This is a genomic window from Streptomyces sp. NPDC051738 (assembly GCF_044453205.1).
Classification (GTDB): Bacteria; Actinomycetota; Actinomycetes; order Streptomycetales; family Streptomycetaceae; genus Streptomyces.
Genome location: NZ_JBITCM010000003.1, coordinates 595,181 through 613,307 on the forward strand (window position 1 = coordinate 595,181; position 18,127 = coordinate 613,307).

Annotated in this window: 14 protein-coding genes and 2 pseudogenes; 4 read left to right on the plus strand and 12 right to left on the minus strand. The window is 68.8% G+C overall.

What is annotated here, in order from left to right; genetic code table 11:
* Positions 1 to 43 precede the first annotated feature (43 nt).
* The 9 genes and pseudogenes from ACIA8X_RS10560 to ACIA8X_RS10600 form a co-directional block, all read right to left on the minus strand.
* Positions 44 to 823, minus strand: coding sequence for an exodeoxyribonuclease III (locus ACIA8X_RS10560; RefSeq protein ID WP_393445438.1), 780 nt, complete (start codon positions 821 to 823; stop codon positions 44 to 46).
* A 56-nt stretch (positions 824 to 879) separates the two neighbouring features.
* Positions 880 to 1,515, minus strand: a complete 636-nt coding sequence (locus tag ACIA8X_RS10565) for an MBL fold metallo-hydrolase (protein WP_393445440.1) — start codon at positions 1,513 to 1,515, stop codon at positions 880 to 882.
* A gap of 92 nt (positions 1,516 to 1,607) precedes the next feature.
* Positions 1,608 to 2,906 (minus strand): 4-carboxymuconolactone decarboxylase, encoded by a 1,299-nt coding sequence (gene pcaC / locus ACIA8X_RS10570; protein WP_399458189.1) that lies wholly within the window; start codon positions 2,904 to 2,906, stop codon positions 1,608 to 1,610.
* Between the two features lie 869 nt (positions 2,907 to 3,775).
* A complete protein-coding gene (locus tag ACIA8X_RS10575; RefSeq protein WP_399458190.1) occupies positions 3,776 to 4,630 on the minus strand; it encodes an urease accessory protein UreD in 855 nt (284 codons plus the stop codon).
* The gene (ureG, locus tag ACIA8X_RS10580) at positions 4,627 to 5,316 is read right to left on the minus strand and encodes an urease accessory protein UreG (protein WP_393445446.1); all 690 of its coding nucleotides are present in this window, start codon (positions 5,314 to 5,316) and stop codon (positions 4,627 to 4,629) included. The genes ACIA8X_RS10575 and ureG overlap by 4 nt, the downstream gene beginning before the upstream one ends.
* A 39-nt stretch (positions 5,317 to 5,355) precedes the next feature.
* Positions 5,356 to 6,030 carry an urease accessory protein UreF gene (locus ACIA8X_RS10585; protein WP_393445448.1) on the minus strand — a complete coding sequence of 225 codons (675 nt, stop codon included), beginning with the start codon at positions 6,028 to 6,030 and terminating at the stop codon, positions 5,356 to 5,358.
* Positions 6,031 to 6,146: 116 nt separating this feature from the next.
* Complete coding sequence (locus ACIA8X_RS10590; protein WP_399458191.1) at positions 6,147 to 8,153, minus strand: urease subunit alpha; 2,007 nt, start codon at positions 8,151 to 8,153, stop codon at positions 6,147 to 6,149.
* A complete protein-coding gene (locus ACIA8X_RS10595; protein WP_399458198.1) occupies positions 8,150 to 8,653 on the minus strand; it encodes an urease subunit beta in 504 nt (167 codons plus the stop codon). The genes ACIA8X_RS10590 and ACIA8X_RS10595 overlap by 4 nt, the downstream gene beginning before the upstream one ends.
* A pseudogene (locus ACIA8X_RS10600) lies at positions 8,630 to 8,926 on the minus strand (urease subunit gamma); the annotation flags it as partial. The pseudogene ACIA8X_RS10600 and the gene ACIA8X_RS10595, both read right to left, overlap by 24 nt.
* A 424-nt stretch (positions 8,927 to 9,350) precedes the next feature.
* On the opposite strand from ACIA8X_RS10600, the gene ACIA8X_RS10605 reads away from it, so the two are divergent.
* The gene (locus ACIA8X_RS10605) at positions 9,351 to 10,931 is read left to right on the plus strand and encodes a flavin-containing monooxygenase (protein WP_393445453.1); all 1,581 of its coding nucleotides are present in this window, start codon (positions 9,351 to 9,353) and stop codon (positions 10,929 to 10,931) included.
* The gene (locus ACIA8X_RS10610; protein WP_393445456.1) at positions 10,928 to 12,007 is read left to right on the plus strand and encodes a Rieske 2Fe-2S domain-containing protein; all 1,080 of its coding nucleotides are present in this window, start codon (positions 10,928 to 10,930) and stop codon (positions 12,005 to 12,007) included. The genes ACIA8X_RS10605 and ACIA8X_RS10610 overlap by 4 nt, the downstream gene beginning before the upstream one ends.
* 453 nt (positions 12,008 to 12,460) lie before the next feature.
* Here ACIA8X_RS10610 and ACIA8X_RS10615 read toward each other — a convergent pair.
* The 3 genes and pseudogenes from ACIA8X_RS10615 to ACIA8X_RS10625 form a co-directional block, all read right to left on the minus strand.
* Positions 12,461 to 13,618 (minus strand): annotated as a pseudogene (locus tag ACIA8X_RS10615) (oxygenase MpaB family protein).
* 77 nt (positions 13,619 to 13,695) lie between these two features.
* Complete coding sequence (locus tag ACIA8X_RS10620; RefSeq protein ID WP_393445459.1) at positions 13,696 to 14,748, minus strand: polyprenyl synthetase family protein; 1,053 nt, start codon at positions 14,746 to 14,748, stop codon at positions 13,696 to 13,698.
* Complete coding sequence (locus tag ACIA8X_RS10625) at positions 14,741 to 15,019, minus strand: polyprenyl synthetase (RefSeq protein WP_369167303.1); 279 nt, start codon at positions 15,017 to 15,019, stop codon at positions 14,741 to 14,743. Before ACIA8X_RS10625 ends, ACIA8X_RS10620 begins: the two co-directional genes overlap by 8 nt.
* Before the next feature lie 399 nt (positions 15,020 to 15,418).
* Between ACIA8X_RS10625 and ACIA8X_RS10630 the strand changes: the two genes are divergently transcribed.
* Positions 15,419 to 15,652 carry a hypothetical protein gene (locus ACIA8X_RS10630; RefSeq protein WP_393445461.1) on the plus strand — a complete coding sequence of 78 codons (234 nt, stop codon included), beginning with the start codon at positions 15,419 to 15,421 and terminating at the stop codon, positions 15,650 to 15,652.
* Positions 15,653 to 16,108: 456 nt separating this feature from the next.
* Positions 16,109 to 18,022: a potassium transporter TrkA gene (locus ACIA8X_RS10635; RefSeq protein WP_399458192.1), complete on the plus strand. Its 1,914-nt coding sequence runs from the start codon at positions 16,109 to 16,111 to the stop codon at positions 18,020 to 18,022.
* Positions 18,023 to 18,127 lie beyond the last annotated feature (105 nt).

Consider the following 18,127-nt stretch of genomic DNA (forward strand, 5'->3'; position numbering starts at 1 on the left):
ACGGCCTCGTCCTCAAACGCCGGACGCGCTGGAGGGCACTGCCCTACACGTCCAGATCCACGACCACCGGCGCGTGGTCCGACGCGCCCTTGCCCTTGCGCTCCTCGCGGTCCACGTAGGAGTCGGTGACCGCCTTCGCGAACGGCTCGTTGCCGTAGACCAGGTCGATGCGCATGCCGCGGTTCTTGGGGAAGCAGAGCTGGCGGTAGTCCCAGTAGGTGTACGGGTGGTCGTACTTGAGGGGGCGCGGGACCACGTCGGACAGGCCGGACTCGCGCAGGGATGCGAGGGCGGCGCGCTCGGCGGGGGTGACGTGGGTGAGGCCCTCGAAGGCGGCCACGTCGTAGACGTCGTCGTCGGCCGGGGCCACGTTGTAGTCCCCCATCACCGCGAACGGGCGGCTGCCGCCCGCGTCGCCCGCGACGGCCGCCTTGAGGGCCTCGAACCACTGGAGCTTGTAGGCGTAGTGGGGGTGGTCCACCTCACGGCCGTTCGGCACGTACACCGACCAGACGCGGACCGGGCCGCAGGTCGCGGAGATGGCGCGGGGCTCCACGACGCCGTCGTAGCCGGGATCGCCGGGCACGCCCTTGACGACGTCCTTGAGTCCGACGCGGGAGAGCACCGCCACGCCGTTCCACCGGCCGGTGGCGTTGACCGCCGCCTCGTAGCCGAGGTCGCGCAGCGGGTCGATCGGGAACTGGTCCTCGGCGACCTTGGCCTCCTGGAGGCACAGCACGTCGGTGCCGCTGCTCTCCAGCCAGGCCAGGAGCCTCGGCAGGCGTGCGGTGATCGAGTTCACGTTCCAGGTGGCGATGCGCATGCCTGACAACCTACCGGGCGGGACTGACAACCCGGCCCCGCCCGGGGTGGGACCGCTCACACCTGCGCCGAGTCCCCCGGCGTCAGGCGCAGATGCTCCGCGCCGCCGAGACCGCCGATCTGGCGGTCGTAGATCGGCCGGGCCAGGTCGGTGAGCAGGGCGTCGTGGATGTCGTAGGCGCGCTGCGGCTTGACCTCGCGGACGTAGTCGATGACCTCCGCGATCTTGTTCCAGGGGGCCATGACCGGCAGCATCAGCGTCTCGACGGGGTGGTCGGGAACGGTGAGGGCGTCCCCCGGGTGGAAGACGCGGCCGCCGTCAATGAGATAGCCGACGTTGGTGATGCGCGGGATGTCGCGGTGGATGACGGCGTGCAGCTCGCCGTGGACCTGGACGTCGAAGCCGGCGGCCGTGAAGGTGTCGCCGTGGCCGACGGTGTGCACACGGCCCGGGAAGGCCGCCGTCAGCTGTTCCGCCACGGACCTGAGCGTCCAGATCTCTGCGGCGGGGTTGGCCTCCAGCGCCGCCCGCAGGCGCGCCTCGTCGAAGTGGTCGGGGTGCTCGTGCGTGACGAGGATCGCATCCGCGCCGACTGCGGCGTCCTCCTCGCTGAATCCTCCGGGGTCGAGGACGAGCGTGCGTCCGTCCTTCTCCAGGCGGACGCAGGCGTGCGACTTCTTCGTGAGCTTCATGGCACCATCCTGCCTCCGCGGACGGGGCGGCGGGCGGCACAGGGTGGTGGCGTCGACACCTGCCTGACGATCACTCCGTACCTCCCCGATGATCACTCCGTGGGAGTCGTCTCCTCCCTTATGACCTGCTGCGCCACCTTGAAGGCGCTGTTCGCCGCCGGTACGCCGCAGTAGACCGCCGCCTGGAGCAGGACTTCCTTGATCTCGCCCGGAGTGAGGCCGTTGCGCAGGGCGGCGCGGATGTGGAAGGCGAGTTCGTCCAGGTGGCCGCCCGCGACCAGGGCGGTGAGGGTGACACAGCTGCGGGAGCGCCGGTCGAGGCCGGGTCTGTCCCAGATCTCGCCCCACGCGTACCGGGTGATGAACTCCTGGAAGTCCCCCGAGAACTCGTCCGCCTGCGCCAGCGCCCGGTCGACGTGCGCATCGCCGAGCACCTCGCGGCGGACCTTGATCCCCGCGTCGTAGGGGTCCGGCCGGCCCGCCGTCTGGGGCAGTGCGACGGCCGGGGCGATCTCGGCGACGGGCGCGGGCTGCGGGGGCGCGGCGGCCAGGACCGGCTTGACCGGGGCGGCCGGGATGGCGATCTGGCCGGTGGAGGAGTCGTAGGCGGGCTGCCAGGCGGTGGAGAAGTGCCGCACCAGCAGGTCGGTGACGGCGGCGGGCTGCTCGACGGGTACGAGGTGGGAGGCGCCGGGGACGACGGCGAGGCGGGCGTCCGGTATGCCGGCGACCAGGGTGCGGGCCTCGGCCGGGCCGGTGACCTGGTCGTCCGAGCCGACGAGGACGAGGGTGGGCACGGTGACGCCGCCGAGTTGTGACCGCACGTCGAAGGAGGCGAGTGCCTCGCAGGCGGCGATGTAGCAGCCGGGGTCGGTGGTGCGCACCATCTGCACCGCCCACTCGGTGATCGCGGGCTGGGCGGCGGCGAAGCCGGAGGTGAACCAGCGGTCCGGCGATGTGCGGGCGATGGGGTCGAGCCCGTTCGTGCGCACGATCACACCCCGCTGCCGGAACTCGTCGGCCGTGCCGAAACGGGGCGAGGCGGCGATCAGGGCGAGCGAGGCGAGGCGCTCCGGGTGGCGCAGGGCGAGTTCGATGCCGAGGGCACCGCCGAGCGCACAGCCCGCGTAGCCGAAGCGCTGCACGCCGAGGCCGTCGAGGGTGGCGAGCAGCCGCTCGGCGAGATCACCGACCGAGCCCGCCGGGTACGCGGGCGCACCACCGTGTCCCGGCAGGTCGAACCGGAAGATGCGCCACTGCTGGGCCAGCTCCGGGACCTGGCGGTCCCACATGTGCCATGTGGTACCCAGGGAGGGACCCAAGATCAGGACGGGAGCCTCTTCTGGCCCGTCAAAGCGGTATTGCAGGGTGTTCGACGGTGTCTCACTCACCCGCCTAAGCCTCTCATCTGTCACGACAGCCCCTATGAGCGGGGTCCTGACTGTAGCTGTCCGACCAGGTGGAAGACCTCGCGGGCAGCCTCACGGCTCGCCACTTCCTGGCCCGATTGCGTATCCACTCCCAGCACCACCTCCCCCGCAGGGCGACGACGACGGGTCTGCGGAGCACGCGGCGTACTGGACATGCCCGTTCTCCTTCCGGTCCGATAGCGCGTCGCGTTGCCGGCACCGGGCCGCGTCGGGCGGTCAGAATCGTGAGGACGCCACAAGAACCGGCAAGCCCCTATCGGGACACACCCCGCCAGCCCGGCACCGACAACGCACCATCCCCAGCCAGCGGCCGACACTGTGACACCAGGACACTTCGGTCAAAGAAATCATGAGTCAGGCCCCGGGCCCGGGACAGCACCCACCCATCCTCCCGCCCGTCGCGGCATCCCCACCCAGAAATACTGAGCATGCTCAGTCCCAGCTCTTGGGACATCCTGGATCTGACTCCGGCCGATCGTCATGCGGCGCAGAGGCCGACATCTTGGCTCAGGTTGCTTCACGACCGGTGCGGCTTCTCCACGGCTGTGTGCGCCATGGGGCAGGGCACCAACGTGCTGGCGTTCGGGTCGATCTGCAGTGGGTGGCCGAGCAGCGGCGCCGCCTGTTGTGGGCCCTCGAGGCGTTCGCGGACGCGACAGCCCATCCCGCCGGGGTGGCGGCCGCGATGCGGCCGAGGTCGCTTGGCCCTCCAGCCCAGGTCCACACTCGGCCTTGACGCCCTGCCGGAGGGAAGTTGGCAGCAACACCTGAGGCCGTGAAGACTCGGCATCGACTGCGCATTGCGATATCGAAAGCAGTAGCCCACCGCATTAGCGGGCGACGGCGTGTGCGTGTGCCTCGTCGAGCATTTTGCGCAGTTGTGAGGTGCTGGGTGCGACTGCGGTGGCGAGTAGCGCCGGGCCGTTGGCCAGCGGCGCGAGGACGGCACACCCGTCTCTGACTCCTTCGCCGAGCAGTACGGGGTCTCGTCGGACGGCGATGCGCGGGTCAACGATGAGGAGCTGGCCGACGGCCCGGTGTCCGTTCAGGACGGCCGGGCCGTCCCAGCCTGGTTCTGGGGCCCCGTACGCCGTGTGCTGGTCGAGCAGCGTGCGCCCGCCGCGGTGGACCAGGATCCGGGTGACGAGGTGGCCGGATTCCTCGTCGGCCCGGCCCAGGAGTTGCTCTTCTCGCAGTACGAGCCGTGCGGTGGCGGCGAGTTCGACGGTGTAGGTCTGGCGCAGGTTGCTGCCGGCGGCGCTGATCAGGGGCTGTGGCAGCCAGCGCAGGCTGGCGTGCTCCGCGGCGGTGAGCCGCACGTCGTAGGTGGCCGCGTCGGTGGTGGCGCCGCGTAGGGCGAGTGTGGCGGCGGCTGTGGTGACTTCCAGCTCGGCCCGGTCCTCGGCGGTGATGTCCAGGGTGAGCCGGTCGCCGCCGAGCGGGGCGCTCATCGCGCCGATGATCCCCACCGTGGCGGCGTTGCCGTGGGTGCGCATGCGCCGCAGGTGGAAGGGGCCGTCGCTGCGCAGTTGCGGGAGGGTGGTGACGCGTCCGTTGTGCGCGGCGCGGATGCGGGCGGTGGCTCGCACGCCGTCCGGGTGTCCGGCGGGCTCCTGGTCAGCGGCGGGGGGAATGTCGGGGTCGGACGTGGCGCGGGCGCCGGCGAGTTGGGAGAAGGGGCTCATACGGTTGCCCCGGTGCGCCACTGGGTGAGGTGCCCGGTGACCCAGTCGACGACTTCGCGGATGCCGTCGTCGGAGGTGAGGCTGGTGAAGATGACGGGCAGGTCGCCGCGCTGTCGTTTCGCGTCGATGGCCATGGTGTCCAGGTCGGCGCCGACGTGCGGGGCGAGGTCGGTCTTGTTGACGATCAGCAGGTCGGCGGTGGTGATGCCGGGGCCGCCCTTGCGGGGGATGTCGTCGCCGCTGGCTACGTCGATGACAAAGATCTGCACGTCGACGAGGCCCTTGGAGAAGGTGGCGGTCAGGTTGTCGCCACCGGACTCGATGAGCACGAGGTCGAGGGGGTGGAGGGTTGCTTCGAGGTGTTCGACGGCTTCCAGGTTCGCGGAGATGTCGTCGCGGATCGCGGTGTGCGGGCAGGCGCCGGTCTCGACGGCGGTGATGCGCTCGGGCGGCAGGACGGCTTCGCGCAGCAGGTACTCGGCGTCCTCGCGGGTGTAGATGTCGTTGGTGACAGCGGCGATGCACCAGCGGTCGCGCAGGGTGCGGCAGAGCGCGGCGACGGTCGCGGTCTTGCCTGAGCCGACGGGGCCGCCCAGGCCGACGCGTAGCGCGCGGCGGCTGCCGTCGGGCCGGGTCGCCGAAGCGCTGGAGGCGTGCTGGTGAGGCAGAGAGTGGTCGAGGTGCATGGCAACTCCGTTGGAGAATCGGGATGTTCAAAGGACGGGTCAGGAGGCGAAGAGCCGGACGGTCCAGGCGGCGTGTTGCTCCCCGGTGATGTCCAGCAGGGGTGAGGAGGCCGACGGCAGGGCGTTAAAGCCCTCGGCCATGGCGCGGGTCGCGGCGTCGGCCGCGGCTTGTGCGACGTCGTCGGTTTCGGGGGCGAGGCGGGCCAGCAGCCCGGAGGCTTCGAGCGGGTCGAGGCTCAGCAGGCGCACCGCTGCGGTGGCCGGGCCGCTGATGTTCTCGTACGCGGCGGCATGGGCGGCGTCCACCGGGCCGAGCCCGGCGGCGCGGGCGGCGAGGCCCAGAACGATGGGCTGGTGGGCGCCCTGGGGGCGCGCGGCGGCCAGGTGGTCGAGTTCTGAGGACGGAAAGGTGGCGCGGGCGGCGCGCATCATCTGCCGGCCGAGCCTGCGGGCGACGGCACGGAGTGCGGGGGCGGGGGTGCGCGCGTCGGCGGCGTCGTCGAGCAGCAGCGGGTTGTATCCGCCGGCGGCTGCGGCGGCCAGGGCAGCCGCCGTTAGGCCGGTGGTGTGCAGGCGCCCGCGGCAGAACGCCTCCAGGCTGTGGGTGTCGTGTACGGCTTTGTGGGCGACGGCGGCCTCGACGCCGCCGGAGTGGGCGTGCCCGCCGGCGGGGAAGCGGCCGTCGGCCAGCAGGAGCAGGGCTGCGCGGCTCATGGGTGAGCGGCTGCCTTTCGCAGGGTCGGAAGTTATGCCGAGCGCGGGCGGGCATGGCGTACCCGCCCGGGGGCCCGGCCGCGGTGCTGTTGCTCCGGCGGTCGGGCATTGGCGGTTCAGAAGAGGAAGTACCGCTGTGCCAGGGGTACTTCGTTGACATAGGAGCGTGGGACGGTCGCACCATTGAGTTCGGTGCGGGCGTCGGCCGTGGTCGCGCCGCCGATGGTGACCTCGAAGCTGTTGTGGTCGACTTCGAGGCTTTCAGGCACCGTGTCGTTCAGCTTCATGTCGGCCTTTGTGACGTGCCGGGTGCTTGTGATGTCCACGAAGTCCTTGTCGAGACCGAGACCCGGATTGCTGCTGGTGCCGTCTCCGTTCAGTTTGCCGGCCACGCCCGGAGCCACGAAGTTGACCGAGTTGCGTCCCGGGGAGCGGCCGGTGGAGCCCCAGACCGGGCGCGGCAGGTAGGGCTGCGGCGTTGTGATCGACGCGTTGGCGTCGCCGACCTGGGCGTAGGCGAGCTGGCCGCCCTTGAGGAGCATGTGCGGTTTGACGCCGAAGAACTTCGGCTCCCACAGCACCAGGTCGGCGAGCTTCCCGGTCTGCACGGAGCCGACGTGGCCGTCGATGCCGTGTGTGATCGCCGGGTTGACCGTGTACTTGGCGACGTATCGGCGCGCGCGGAAGTTGTCGTTGGGCTGCAGCTGCTGGTCGTTGAAGGAGTGGTTGGTGTCGTTGGTGTCGTTGGTGATCGTGCGGACCTTCGCGGCTTCGAGGTCCTCCTTCAGTGCCCCGTAGCGGCACTTCATGACGTGCGCGGTCTGCCAGGTGCGCATGATCATCTCGCCGATGCGGCCCATTGCCTGGGCGTCGGAGGACATCATGGAGATGGCGCCCATGTCGTGGAGGAGGTCCTCCGCGGCCATGGTGGACGGCCGGATCCGGGAGTCGGCGAAGGCCATGTCTGCCGGAATCTCCGGGTTGAGGTGGTGGCACACGATCATCATGTCGACGTGCTCCTTGACGGTGTTGACCGTCAGGGGACGCGTCGGGTTGGTCGAGGCCGGGAGGACGTTCGGTTCCTTGACCAGCTCGATCATGTCCGGCGCGTGACCGCCGCCGGCGCCCTCGACATGGAAGATGTGGATGGAGCGTGCCTTCTTCGTCGTGAACTTCCCCCCTGCGTCCCTGCCATCGCCTGTGAAGGCTGCCCGTGTGCTCTCCAGGAACCCCGACTCGTTCAGTGAGTCGGCGTGCAGGGCAAGCTGGACACCACGCTCTTCACAGATGTCCAGAGCCCGGTCGATCACCGCGGGCGTGGCGCCCCAGTCCTCGTGAATCTTGAAGCCACAGACACCGGCGTCCACCTGCGCGTTGAGCTCGTGCTTGTTCATCGTGCTGCCCTTGCCGAGCAGGCCGATGTTGACCGGGAACTCGTCCAGCGCCTCGAAGACCCGGGTGATGTGCCACGCGCCCGGGGTCACGGTGGTCGCCGTGCTGCCCTCGGCGGGGCCGGTGCCGCCGCCGATGAGAGTGGTCACGCCCGAGGCCAGGGCCTCGTGGATCTCCTCGGGGCAGATGAAGTGAACGTGGGTGTCCACACCGCCCGCGGTGAGGATCCGGCCGTTGCCGGAGATCACCTCGGTGCTCGGCCCGATCACGAAGTTTGTTGGCGTCACCGGCGGGGCTTCCTTCGTGGGCCCACGATCCGGCATCTCGAAGCTCGAGATCTTGTCCATCGTCTCGGGGTTGTACGCCTTGCCGATGGCATGAACCTTGCCGTCCCTGATGCCGACGTCGGCCTTGACCACACCCCACCAGTCGAGGATCAGCGCCCCCGTGATGACGGTGTCCACAGGGAGGCGAAGCTCGTCGCCGCCCCCGTCCCTCGGGATGTGGGACATGCCCATCGACTCCCGGATCACCTTCCCGCCACCGAAGATCATTTCGTTGCCGCTGTGCTGCGGTCCGCCGCTCCAGTCGGCTTCGATCTCGATGGTGAGATCGGTGTCGGCGAGGCGGACGCGGTCCTTGGTGGTGGGCCCGTACAGAGCGGTGTAGTCCGCCCGCTTCAGCACGTTGCTCGGCCGCTTCGGGCGCGTCTGCCCCGGCTGGCTGCTCATCGGACGATCCCGTCGCGCAGTCCCTGGATCTTGCTGGTGTCGCTCTTGGCGTCGCCCTCGATCTTCACCAGCTCAACGCAGCACACATCTCCCGGTTCGAACCGTACGGATGTGCCCGCGGCGATGTTGAGCCGTCGCCCCTTCGCCTCGGCGCAGTCCATGAGCTGGTCATCGCTGACGGGCGTGCCGACGGGGTTCTCGATCACTTTGAGGCCGGGGTTGACCTCGGCGAAGTGGTAGTGGGAGCCGACCTGGATGGGGCGGTCGGAGGCGTTCCTGACCTTGATCGTCTTTTTGTCGCCCTGCAGGTGCTTGTTGAACGCGATTGCCTCGTGCCAGGACGCGGCGTCCTCGCACGCATCGCAACAGGCGGATGAGTCGGCGTCGTCGCCGTCGATCGGGCACTGCGGCCTGCGCGCCGGCTGAGGGTGTTCGACCTTGCCCGGGTAGACCTCGGGTTCCTCCGTGGCCTCCGGGATGGGGTCGTGGATCGTGACCAGCTTGGTGCCGTCCGGGAAGGTCGCCTCCACCTGGACGTTCTTGATCATCTCTGGGACGCCGTCCATCACGTCGTCACGGGTGAGCACCCGTCGGCCCGAGTCCATGATGTCGCTGACCGTCTTACCGTCGCGCGCCCCCTCGAAGACGTGAACGGTCAGCAGAGCCATCGTCTCGGGATAGTTGAGAAGCAGCCCCCGGTCATGGCGCCTTCGTGCCACGTCGGCCGCGACGTGGATCAGCAAGCGCTCCTGCTCATGCGGAGTCAAATGCACGATGACTCGTCTCTGTTGGTCGGATGGTGCGTGCGGCCGGGCATGCCAACGGCGCGGACACCGTTCCCCCCGGAAGGCGACGGCCGCTCTACGAGCATCAGCGGGGAAGAACGGCGAGACGACCGAACGGCGGTTGATCTACACCATCTGGTGAATCCGCGGAGTACTCCGTTTTCACCCCGCCGGACAGGAGAAGCCCGGTCCCGAAATCGGGACGAATTCTGTGAGTTGGGCGGCTACCTGGACTGGCATTCTGAGCGTGTCCTCGGCCGGAACGTTTCCTTTCCGCGCGTCCTCCGGGGCGCTCACCACTTCGCTCGTGCGCCGGTTTCGCGCCCTGACGGCGTCCTTCCGGTTTCCCCCACACTGGGCCTGCCGCCGGTCCCGGGGAGGGCCTCGCGGTTCTCGACACCATGGGGGAACTGTGTCGTTTCTGCCTGAGCCTGCACGTGATGCCCGGCCGCGCGGCGGCGGGGATGTGCAGGCGGTGGTGGTCGGCGCCGGGTTCTCCGGCATCGGTGCCGCGATCCGGCTGCGCCAGGAGGGCTGGCGTGACCTTGTGGTGCTGGAGAAGGCGTCGCAGCTCGGGGGAACCTGGCGGGAGAACACCTACCCGGGGTGCGCCTGCGATGTCCCGTCCTCGCTGTACTCCTACTCCTTCACCCCCGACGCGCGGTGGAGCAGGATCTTCGCCGGGCAGCGGGAGATCCATGACTACCTGCGCACGACCGCGGACCGTTACGGAGTCGGTGAGGTGTTGCGGTGTGGCGTCCGTGTTGTCGAGGCCTGGTGGGACCAGAACACGGGGCGCTGGCTTGTGCAGACCACCGACGGCGAGTACCGCGCCAGGGTTCTGGTCGTGGCCGCCGGACCATGGCATGAGCCACGGCGGCTCGACGTGCCGGGGCTGGACGAGTTCCCCGGGCCGGTGTTCCACACCGCTGAATGGGACCACTCCGTAGATCTCACGGGCCGACGTGTGGCCGTCGTCGGCAGTGGCGCCTCCGCTGTCCAGCTCGTCCCGGCCATCGCGGACCGGGCGGCGGCCGTACACCTCTTCCAGCGCACCCCACAGTGGCTGCTGCCCAAGCCCGACCTGCCGGTTCCGTCGGCCCTCAACTGGGGTTTGGACCACATTCCCGGCGTCCGGCGCACCCTGAGGACCGGCCAGTACGGCCTGCAGGAGGGCCTCGGCTACGTTCTCCGCCACCCACGGCTGGCAGGGCCTCTCCAGGCCGCGGTCAAGGCTCATCTGCGTCTCACGGTCCGTGACCCGGAGCTGCGCCGGGCGCTGACGCCCGACTACCGCCTGGGCTGCAAGCGTCTGCTGACGTCGAGCACCTTCTACCCGGCCCTGGTCCAGCCCCACGTCCACCTCCACTCCACCGCCGTGTCCTGCGTACGCGGCCGGCACCTCATCGGTGCCGACGGCACCGCGATCGAGGCCGACGTGGTGATCACCGCCACCGGCTTCCGCGTCGGCGAGTTTCCGCTGGCCCGCAGCCTGCACGGCACGGACGGCCGGACGCTGCACGAAACCTGGGCCGGGGACGGTCCCCAGGCATACCTCGGCACCAGCGTCAGCGGGTTCCCCAACCTCTTTCTCCTCCTGGGCCCCAACCTCCTTTCCGGCTCCACCTCCGCCATCAGCGTCGTCGAAGCCCAACTCGCCTACCTGGCTGCCGCACTCAGGCACCTGCGCCGCGAAGGCCACGCCTCCATGGACGTCAGACCAGCTGTCCAGGCCGCCTACAACACCGCGGTCCAGGAAGCACTGCGGACCACCGTGTACAACGCGGGCGGATGCTCCAGCTACTACTTCCACTCCAGCGGGCGGAACACCTTCTGCTGGCCCTGGTCCACCGGCCGGCTCACCCGCTCGCTGCATCGCTTCGATGCCGCTGCCTACACCTGCCGCACGGCCTCCACCCCTGCTCCCGTGCCCACACCCCGGGCGGCGGCGGAAGGCAGCTTCCCGGCGGATGAGGAAGGAATCACCGCATGACCAGGCGGCGCCCCAGGCCACAGCCGTACGACCGGGAACTTGACCATCTGCTTCCCTTCGGGGGCGGTGGCGAGCAGGACCCCTGTCCCACCGGCTGGTACTTCGCCCGGTTCAGCAGGCATCTTCGCCCCGGCCAGGTGGTTCCCGTCACCTACATGGCCCGGCAATACGCGCTGTTCCGCACACGCGGCGGGCAGGTCGGGATGATCGACAGCCAGTGCTGTCACATGGGCGCCGACCTCAGCCGGTGCGGCCGGGTACGCGAGGAGAGGCTGGTTTGCGGCTTCCACGCCTGGGAGTTCGACACGGACGGAGCGTGCCGGAACATCCCCCGCGCCGACCGCATCCCCTCCCGGGCCGTGCAGCACAGCCTCCCCGTGACCGAACAGGGAGGCATCATCTGGTTCTGGCACGGCTCACCGACCCCGGAGCCCATGAGCCAGCTGCGCTTCACCGAGGACCGCCGTCGCCACCTCTGCCTGGCCGGTGAGGTGCTCATCTGCCACGCCGATCTCCGCCCCATCGGTGAACACGTGACTGACGTCTCGCACTGGCCCTACACACACAGCCCGGGGCGAACCATGACCGCCGTCCAACTGCGCGACGAAGGACGCCACTTCTCCTTCCGAATCCAGCCCGCCGAGGAGGACGGCACCCGTATCCACCACTTCCGCCCGTACGTCCTGGTCGAGATGGCGAGCCCGACCACCGCGGTGGCCACTCCGCAGCCGGGCCCGTACCCGGACGGCAAGCCACCCCGGATGGCCTTCGTCGCCGCCGTGAGCCCCGTACGTCCCGGCGTCACGATCGCGACATGGAGCCTGATCGTCCGCAAACTCGGACCCGACTGGCTGCTCTGGCCGGCCAACCGCCTCTGGGCGGCCTTCCTATGGCGCCTGGTCAGGCACAACCACCATGCCGACTTCGAGATCCTGCGCTGGATGCGCCCGGTGGCCAAGGACCTGTGGTCGGTCGCCGACGGGCCCACTCTCCGCGCTTATCGGCGTTTCTACCGGCGCAATCTTCCCCCGGCCACGGAGGGATCCACGGAGAAACGCACCTCCGGAAACACCTGACGACTGGACAGCCCACGAGCATCAGCAAGGACTCACCGCCTGGCGCCCGCCCCGCTACTGCTCTCGCGAGCGCATCCGCGCAAGCTGGAGCCTCATCCGGAGGACGTGGAGTTCAACGAGGGCCAGGAGCCTGTGGACATGCTCGTGAGCACCCCTCGGACCGTCCGGTCCAGACCGGATCGCACCATCACTTCGCCCTCGAGCCCGTCCTGGTCCCGCCGTACGGACCGACGCCAATCGGCCGGGCGGTGTCACCATCGCCTGATCGCCTGTCCCAGAGCCTTGTCCAAGGGCCCTGTCCCAGAGTTCGGCTGCGGCCGGATGGGCACCACGCCCGCCCGGCCTCGTCGCCCCCGTTGAAGACCACCATGACCGGCGTGGACCTGATTTCGCGGCCTCGAGGCAGATGTCGACGTTGGTCGCGGCTGCAGGTGAGGTCCGTGCGATGCCGCGTCAGAGGGTGGTGGGGGCGGGCGGGATCCAGCGGTGCTTTCGGGACACCGTTCGGGAGACGCCGTAGTCCTTCTTGAGTTGCTCCGGGATGGCGTAGTGCATGACGCGGCCACGGGTGCGGGAGGACAGCTCGAAGACGGTGGCGAGGTGGCCGACGCGGTCCAGGGCCCACGCACCGAGTGGAGAGCGGTCCTCGACGGTCTCCAGGACGCCGAGGAGGTGCGGGACGGCCTTGACGAGGGTGTCCCAGGAGGTGCGGGGGACCTGGAGCCAGTCGCCACAGGTGTCGCCGATGAGGTAGCGGATGAGAGCGGAGACCATCGGGTCGAAGAACGTGCCGGGCACGACCTCCTCGTACAGGTCGATCAGCTGCCGCATCAGGTGCGCGCCCTCCTCGGAGGGCCCCATGTGCCGGATCATGTACAGGTCCAGGAACTGACGGGCCTGCTGGAGGTCCTGGGGGACGGCGTCCTGGTCGACGCCCAGCATTGCGCCGACGATCCGCCAGGCGTAGGAGTACGCCTGCGCGCCTGCGGTACTCATGTGGATGCCGAGGCGGTTCAGGGAGTCCAGGACGAGCAGGGAGAAGAACATCTGCCCGCCGATCATGTCCTCCTGGCAGATCGGCACCCCCAGCGCCTCGGTGTCCCATTGGTTCTCGCGCCCCAGATGGTGGCGGATGGAGGCGTGCAGGAGGCGGACCTTCTGCGCGGCGGGGATGAAGCGGCTACCCGCTTCGAAGGCGCCGGGCTGCATGAGATAGACGGTGAACTGCCCGGTCTCCGCCATGCGTTTGGAGGGGTACTTCAGCGAGTGCGTGGCCGACAGGAGTCTGGCCACGTGCGGGACGACGTAGCAGGCGGGCATCGAGGCGAAGGACAGCGGTGGAGATGTGCACGTTGTTGTCGATGAAAAACAGCCTCGCCTTCTCCATCTCCCCCCAGTCGACCCACGACGGCGGCGCGCTCGTGGCCTCAGGTACTCCCGCGCCACCTCCGGCAACCCGTTAGGCAGTGGCGCACCGGCGGTGGAGACATACCGCATCAGGGCGTTGAACTTCCCCACCTCCCCGCGCTCGAACAGAGTGGCCACGGTGGCGTCGGCGAGTTCGTCCCCCACCTGTCGCAGCGTGTCCATCGACGCCTCTGTGTAGGTCATGACGGGGCTCCTCGTCCTTTCGCGACAAGCGGGAAGTGATCACCGGCGGGACGCAGGGCTGTGTGCTCGCCGAGGCGTCAGTGACGGCGGGCCACCGCGGAGTGTGCAAGGGCTGTCAGGGCCGCGGCAGCAGGTGCGGGCAGGTCGAGGGCGTCGAGTACACCGAGAGCTTCCCTGACCCGTACTGTGATCATTTCTTCGATCCGGTCGGGAGCCTTCAGCCGGCGCATTACCTCGCGCACCGCCTCCAGTCCGTCCGTGTCCAGGTCGCGCCGCCCCAGGAGGGCGCGCAGGTGTTTCCGGTCGGTGTCACTGGCCACCCGCCAGGTCTCGGCCAGCAGGGCGGTGGGCCGGTGTGCGAGCAGATCGTCCAGGTTGGCCTTCCCTGTGCGGTCCGGGTCACCGAAGAGGCCCAGTAGGTCATCCCGTAGCTGGAATGCCTCGCCCAGCGCCAGCCCGTAGCGGGTGTAGCCCTCGCGCAGCCGTTCGCCGGCGCCAGCCAGGGCACCGCCGATCAGCAGGGGCTGCTCTACGGTGTACTTGGCGGTCTTGTACCGGATCACCTGCAAGGACGCCGAGGTGTCCGGGGCGGCCCCGGTGCGCAGGATCTCCAGGCACTCACCCGCGATCAGTTCCCTGGCCAGCGCCGCCCACAACGGGCGGGCCCGCGCCAAGTAGGCGGCTGGCAGACCACTGGCGGCGAACAGCTGCCCGGCCATCGCCATCAGCAGATCCCCGACCAGCATGGCCAGTGACCGGGCGGCGGTCGCAGCCCGCGGACGGCGACGCACAGCGCTACGCAGGGCGACGTGCGCGGTAGGACGACCGTGACGCAGCGGACTGTCATCGATGAGATCGTCATGCACCACCGCCGCGGCGTGCACCAGCTCCATGGAAGCCGCAGCACGCACCATGGCGTCACTGTCCGGTTGCCCGACCGCCCGCCAGCCCCAGTAGCAGAACGCCGCCCGCAGCCGCTTACCCCCGGCTACCGCCACCTCGACCTGATCGGCCACCGGCCCCAGATCCGCATCCACCGCGACGAGCTGCTCGGCCTCCTGCGCCGCGAAGCCGCGCACCACCTCGTCGATACGCTCTTTGAACGCGGCCGGCTCGTACGGGTCAGGCACCGCCACGGGCCTGCCGCGCCACCACGTGCCGGGCGAGAACCTCAAGATGGGCTGGCGGCACGGCCGCGTACCGGTCCAGCACCAAGCGTCCGCGCGCCGTCAGCTCCTGCTCCGCATCCGCCGCCAGCTGCGCCGCGTCCGAGCGGCGCAGCAGCCCCCGCACCGTCCCCACGGCCGACCCCACCGTGCTCACCGCCAGATCGGCAAACCCTGCCGCCAGTAACACAGCCTGCTCGTGCGGGCCCCCGCGGCGCCCGCCTTCTCCCGTCATGCCATCTCCCCCACAGGACCTCCGGACGGCTCAGGTCGCCCTCCATCCTTCACAGGCTCGCGCCGCACCGGGCCGGAGAAACGGGGAACTCACCAACGAGTGATCACACCGCACGCATGTCCGCGTATCTGTGACAGGGGCCATTTCTCCGGAGGGCGGACGTCTGGTCCACTCCTTTCTCATAACCGCGAAGTGCAAGTGAGCGCGGACTGCTGCCTGCTGCGGGCGGACGAGCCGTGGGTGGCGGAAGAAGAAACCGAAGCCCTCCTCATTGCGACCCGGCAAGTGGCGCACCGCTGCCACTTGCTCTTGGACGGCCAGGGCCAACTCCACGGCCGAAGCCCGCTTCCCATCACGGCCACGCGGTGACCTTCGACAGTGACGGCCGTTGATCAGATCATGAAGAAGATCAGCATCCTCACTACTTCAGTTCTCGCCGTTGGCGCGGCCCTCATTGGCGCTGTACCAGCACACGCGGGAATCGCCGACGGCGTCGTAAACAATGCCCACGTCCTCGCCGACATCTCGTTGCTGAACACGAGCATTAACAGCGACTCACAGCTGAGCGAGAACAACAACGCCAACACCCGCGCCGACGGGCAGGGGAACAACGCCACCGGCCAGCACGAGTAAGGCACCCGGCACAACTGCCCGCTGTCTGGTCTACCTGGCTGGGCACGTACTCGGTGCCCGCACCCACGTCCCACACGTCCTCACCGCGATGGCCTGCAACGTTGCCCACGTCGCCGAGACCGGCACCGCACCCAGAACACGACGACGGGCCACGCACCACCGCCCCCTGCGCTCAGCCGCCGCATGACCTACCCAACATCACCAGCAGAGTCAAGAGAAGGGGCGGCGGCAGCGGGGAGTCGTTCGGCTCATCCTCTGCGGTATGCACCCCTGCGCCCCCTCCGTCCCCTGCACCCCCTGTGTCCCCGCGATTAAATGATCGTGTCGACGGTAGGAATGACGGTGCTCAGGGGAGGGCCACCGGCGGCGGAGGGAAGGTCTTCGGCAGTGTGCGTGAGACTGCGGGAGCGGTTGCGTTACTGGTTCGACGGGACGATGGACCGGGGGACGCAAGCCTTGATCGGCTGGCTTGGCCTGGCCTCCGTCGTGTGGATCGTCCTGGTGACGTCTCTCGTGGTTGCGTTCACCAACGAGGACACCGAGAAGAACGGCGGCTGGCTGGGCGTTGCCTGGATGAGCCTGCTGCGTGCGCTCGATCCCGGCACGATGGGCGGGGACACCGGAGGGCCGCTGTTCCTCGGCCTCATGCTGGCCGCGACCATCGGCGGGATCTTCATCGTGAGCGCACTCATCAGTGTGCTGACCGCCGGCCTGGAAGCCCGGATCCACGAACTGCGACGGGGCAAGTCCCGGCTGATCGAGTGCGGGCACACTGTCGTGCTCGGCTGGTCAGAACAAGTCTTCACGGTGATCGCGGAGTTGGTCGAGGCCAACCAGAGTGAGCGGCGTTCGTGCGTCGTGATCCTCACCGAGCGCGACAAGGTCGAGATGGAGGACGAGATCCGCAGAAGGATTCCGGACACCGGACACACGCGGGTGATCTGCCGCTGCGGCAGCCCACTTCAGCGGGCGGATCTGGAACTGGTGAGCCTGGACGCAGCCAAGTCCATCATGGTGCTACCGCCCGTCACGGACGACGGGGACACCGATGTCATCAAGACCCTGCTGCTCCTGAACAACCGGTCATGGACGGGCCCGCGCCCGAACATCGTTGCGGCCGTGCGCAGGTCACCCAATCTGGCAGCAGCCCGCCTCGCGGCCGGCGAGGACGCCCTGGTGATCGACGTCGACGACATCGCCGTGCGCCTCATCGTGCAGTCGCACCGGCAGACGGGCCTGTCCACCGTCTTCAACGAAATGCTCAGCTTCGTCGGCAACGAGTTGTATCCCTACCCCGTAACCGGGCTGGCAGGCGCCACGTACGGGGAGGCGCTCAACAGATTCGACCTCGGAGTCCCGGTCGGACTGCGAAGGAAGGACGGTGAGTCACTGGTCAACCCGCCGATGAACACGGTCATCGCCCGCGATGACGAGGTGCTCGTCCTGGCCGAGGACGACCTGCTCATCCGGCCGGCAGACATCCGGCCCACGATCGTCGGCTCGGCGATCACCTCCGCCCCCGGCCGGCCTCCGACACCCGACCACACACTCATGATCGGCTGGAACTCCCGCTCGGCAAAGATCATCACGTTGCTGGACTGCCTGGTCGAGCCCGGATCGCTGATCGACATCGCGGCAACTCAACGCCCCGAGAACGACCTCCAGGAGCACTTGGAGAACCTCACAGTCGGCTACAAACCCTGCGAACCCACCCTGCGGCCATCGCTGGAGTCCCTGGCGCTGGACGGCTACCGCAACATCATCGTCCTGACCGATGACGACATCGCCCCCGAAACGGCCGATGCCCACACCTTGGTGACGCTGCTTCACCTCCGCGACATCGCCATCCGGTACGGCAGTCCGTACTCGATCGTCACCGAGATGAACAACGACGCCAACCGCGAGATCGCCCAGGTCACCAAGGCTGACGACTTCATTGTCAGCACCAAGATAATCAGCCTCCTGCTGACCCAACTCGTCGAGGACCGCCACCTCCACGCCGTGTTCACCGATCTCTTCGATCCGGCGGGATCGGAGATCTACCTCAAGCCGGCCACCAATTACCTCTTCCCGGAAACACCGGCGAACTTCGCAACAGTCATCGAGGCGGCCCGGCAACAAGGAGAGACAGCCATCGGCTACCGAATCGCGCGGCACAGCGATGAACCTCCGACCTACGGCATCTTCCTCAATCCCGCCAAGACCGCGCCGCTGTCCCTGAGCGAGGACGATGCCATCGTGGTACTCGCCGAGAACGGTCGCCCGGCCGTCAACATGCCCGCGGCCCGAGACGGACACGGCACGGGTGGCGCGGAGGCAGTACCGCCGTTCAGTTCCGGCCGCGGTCCGTCCGCACCGGGTCCTTCTTGAACTTGTCCTTAAAGAGCGTTTTGTCCCGCCGAGATTGTTTGGTGGCGCTTTCGGTGTGGGCTGACTTGAGCCGGCTGAGACAGGTGCGCTCAAGGCGTCGCCTGT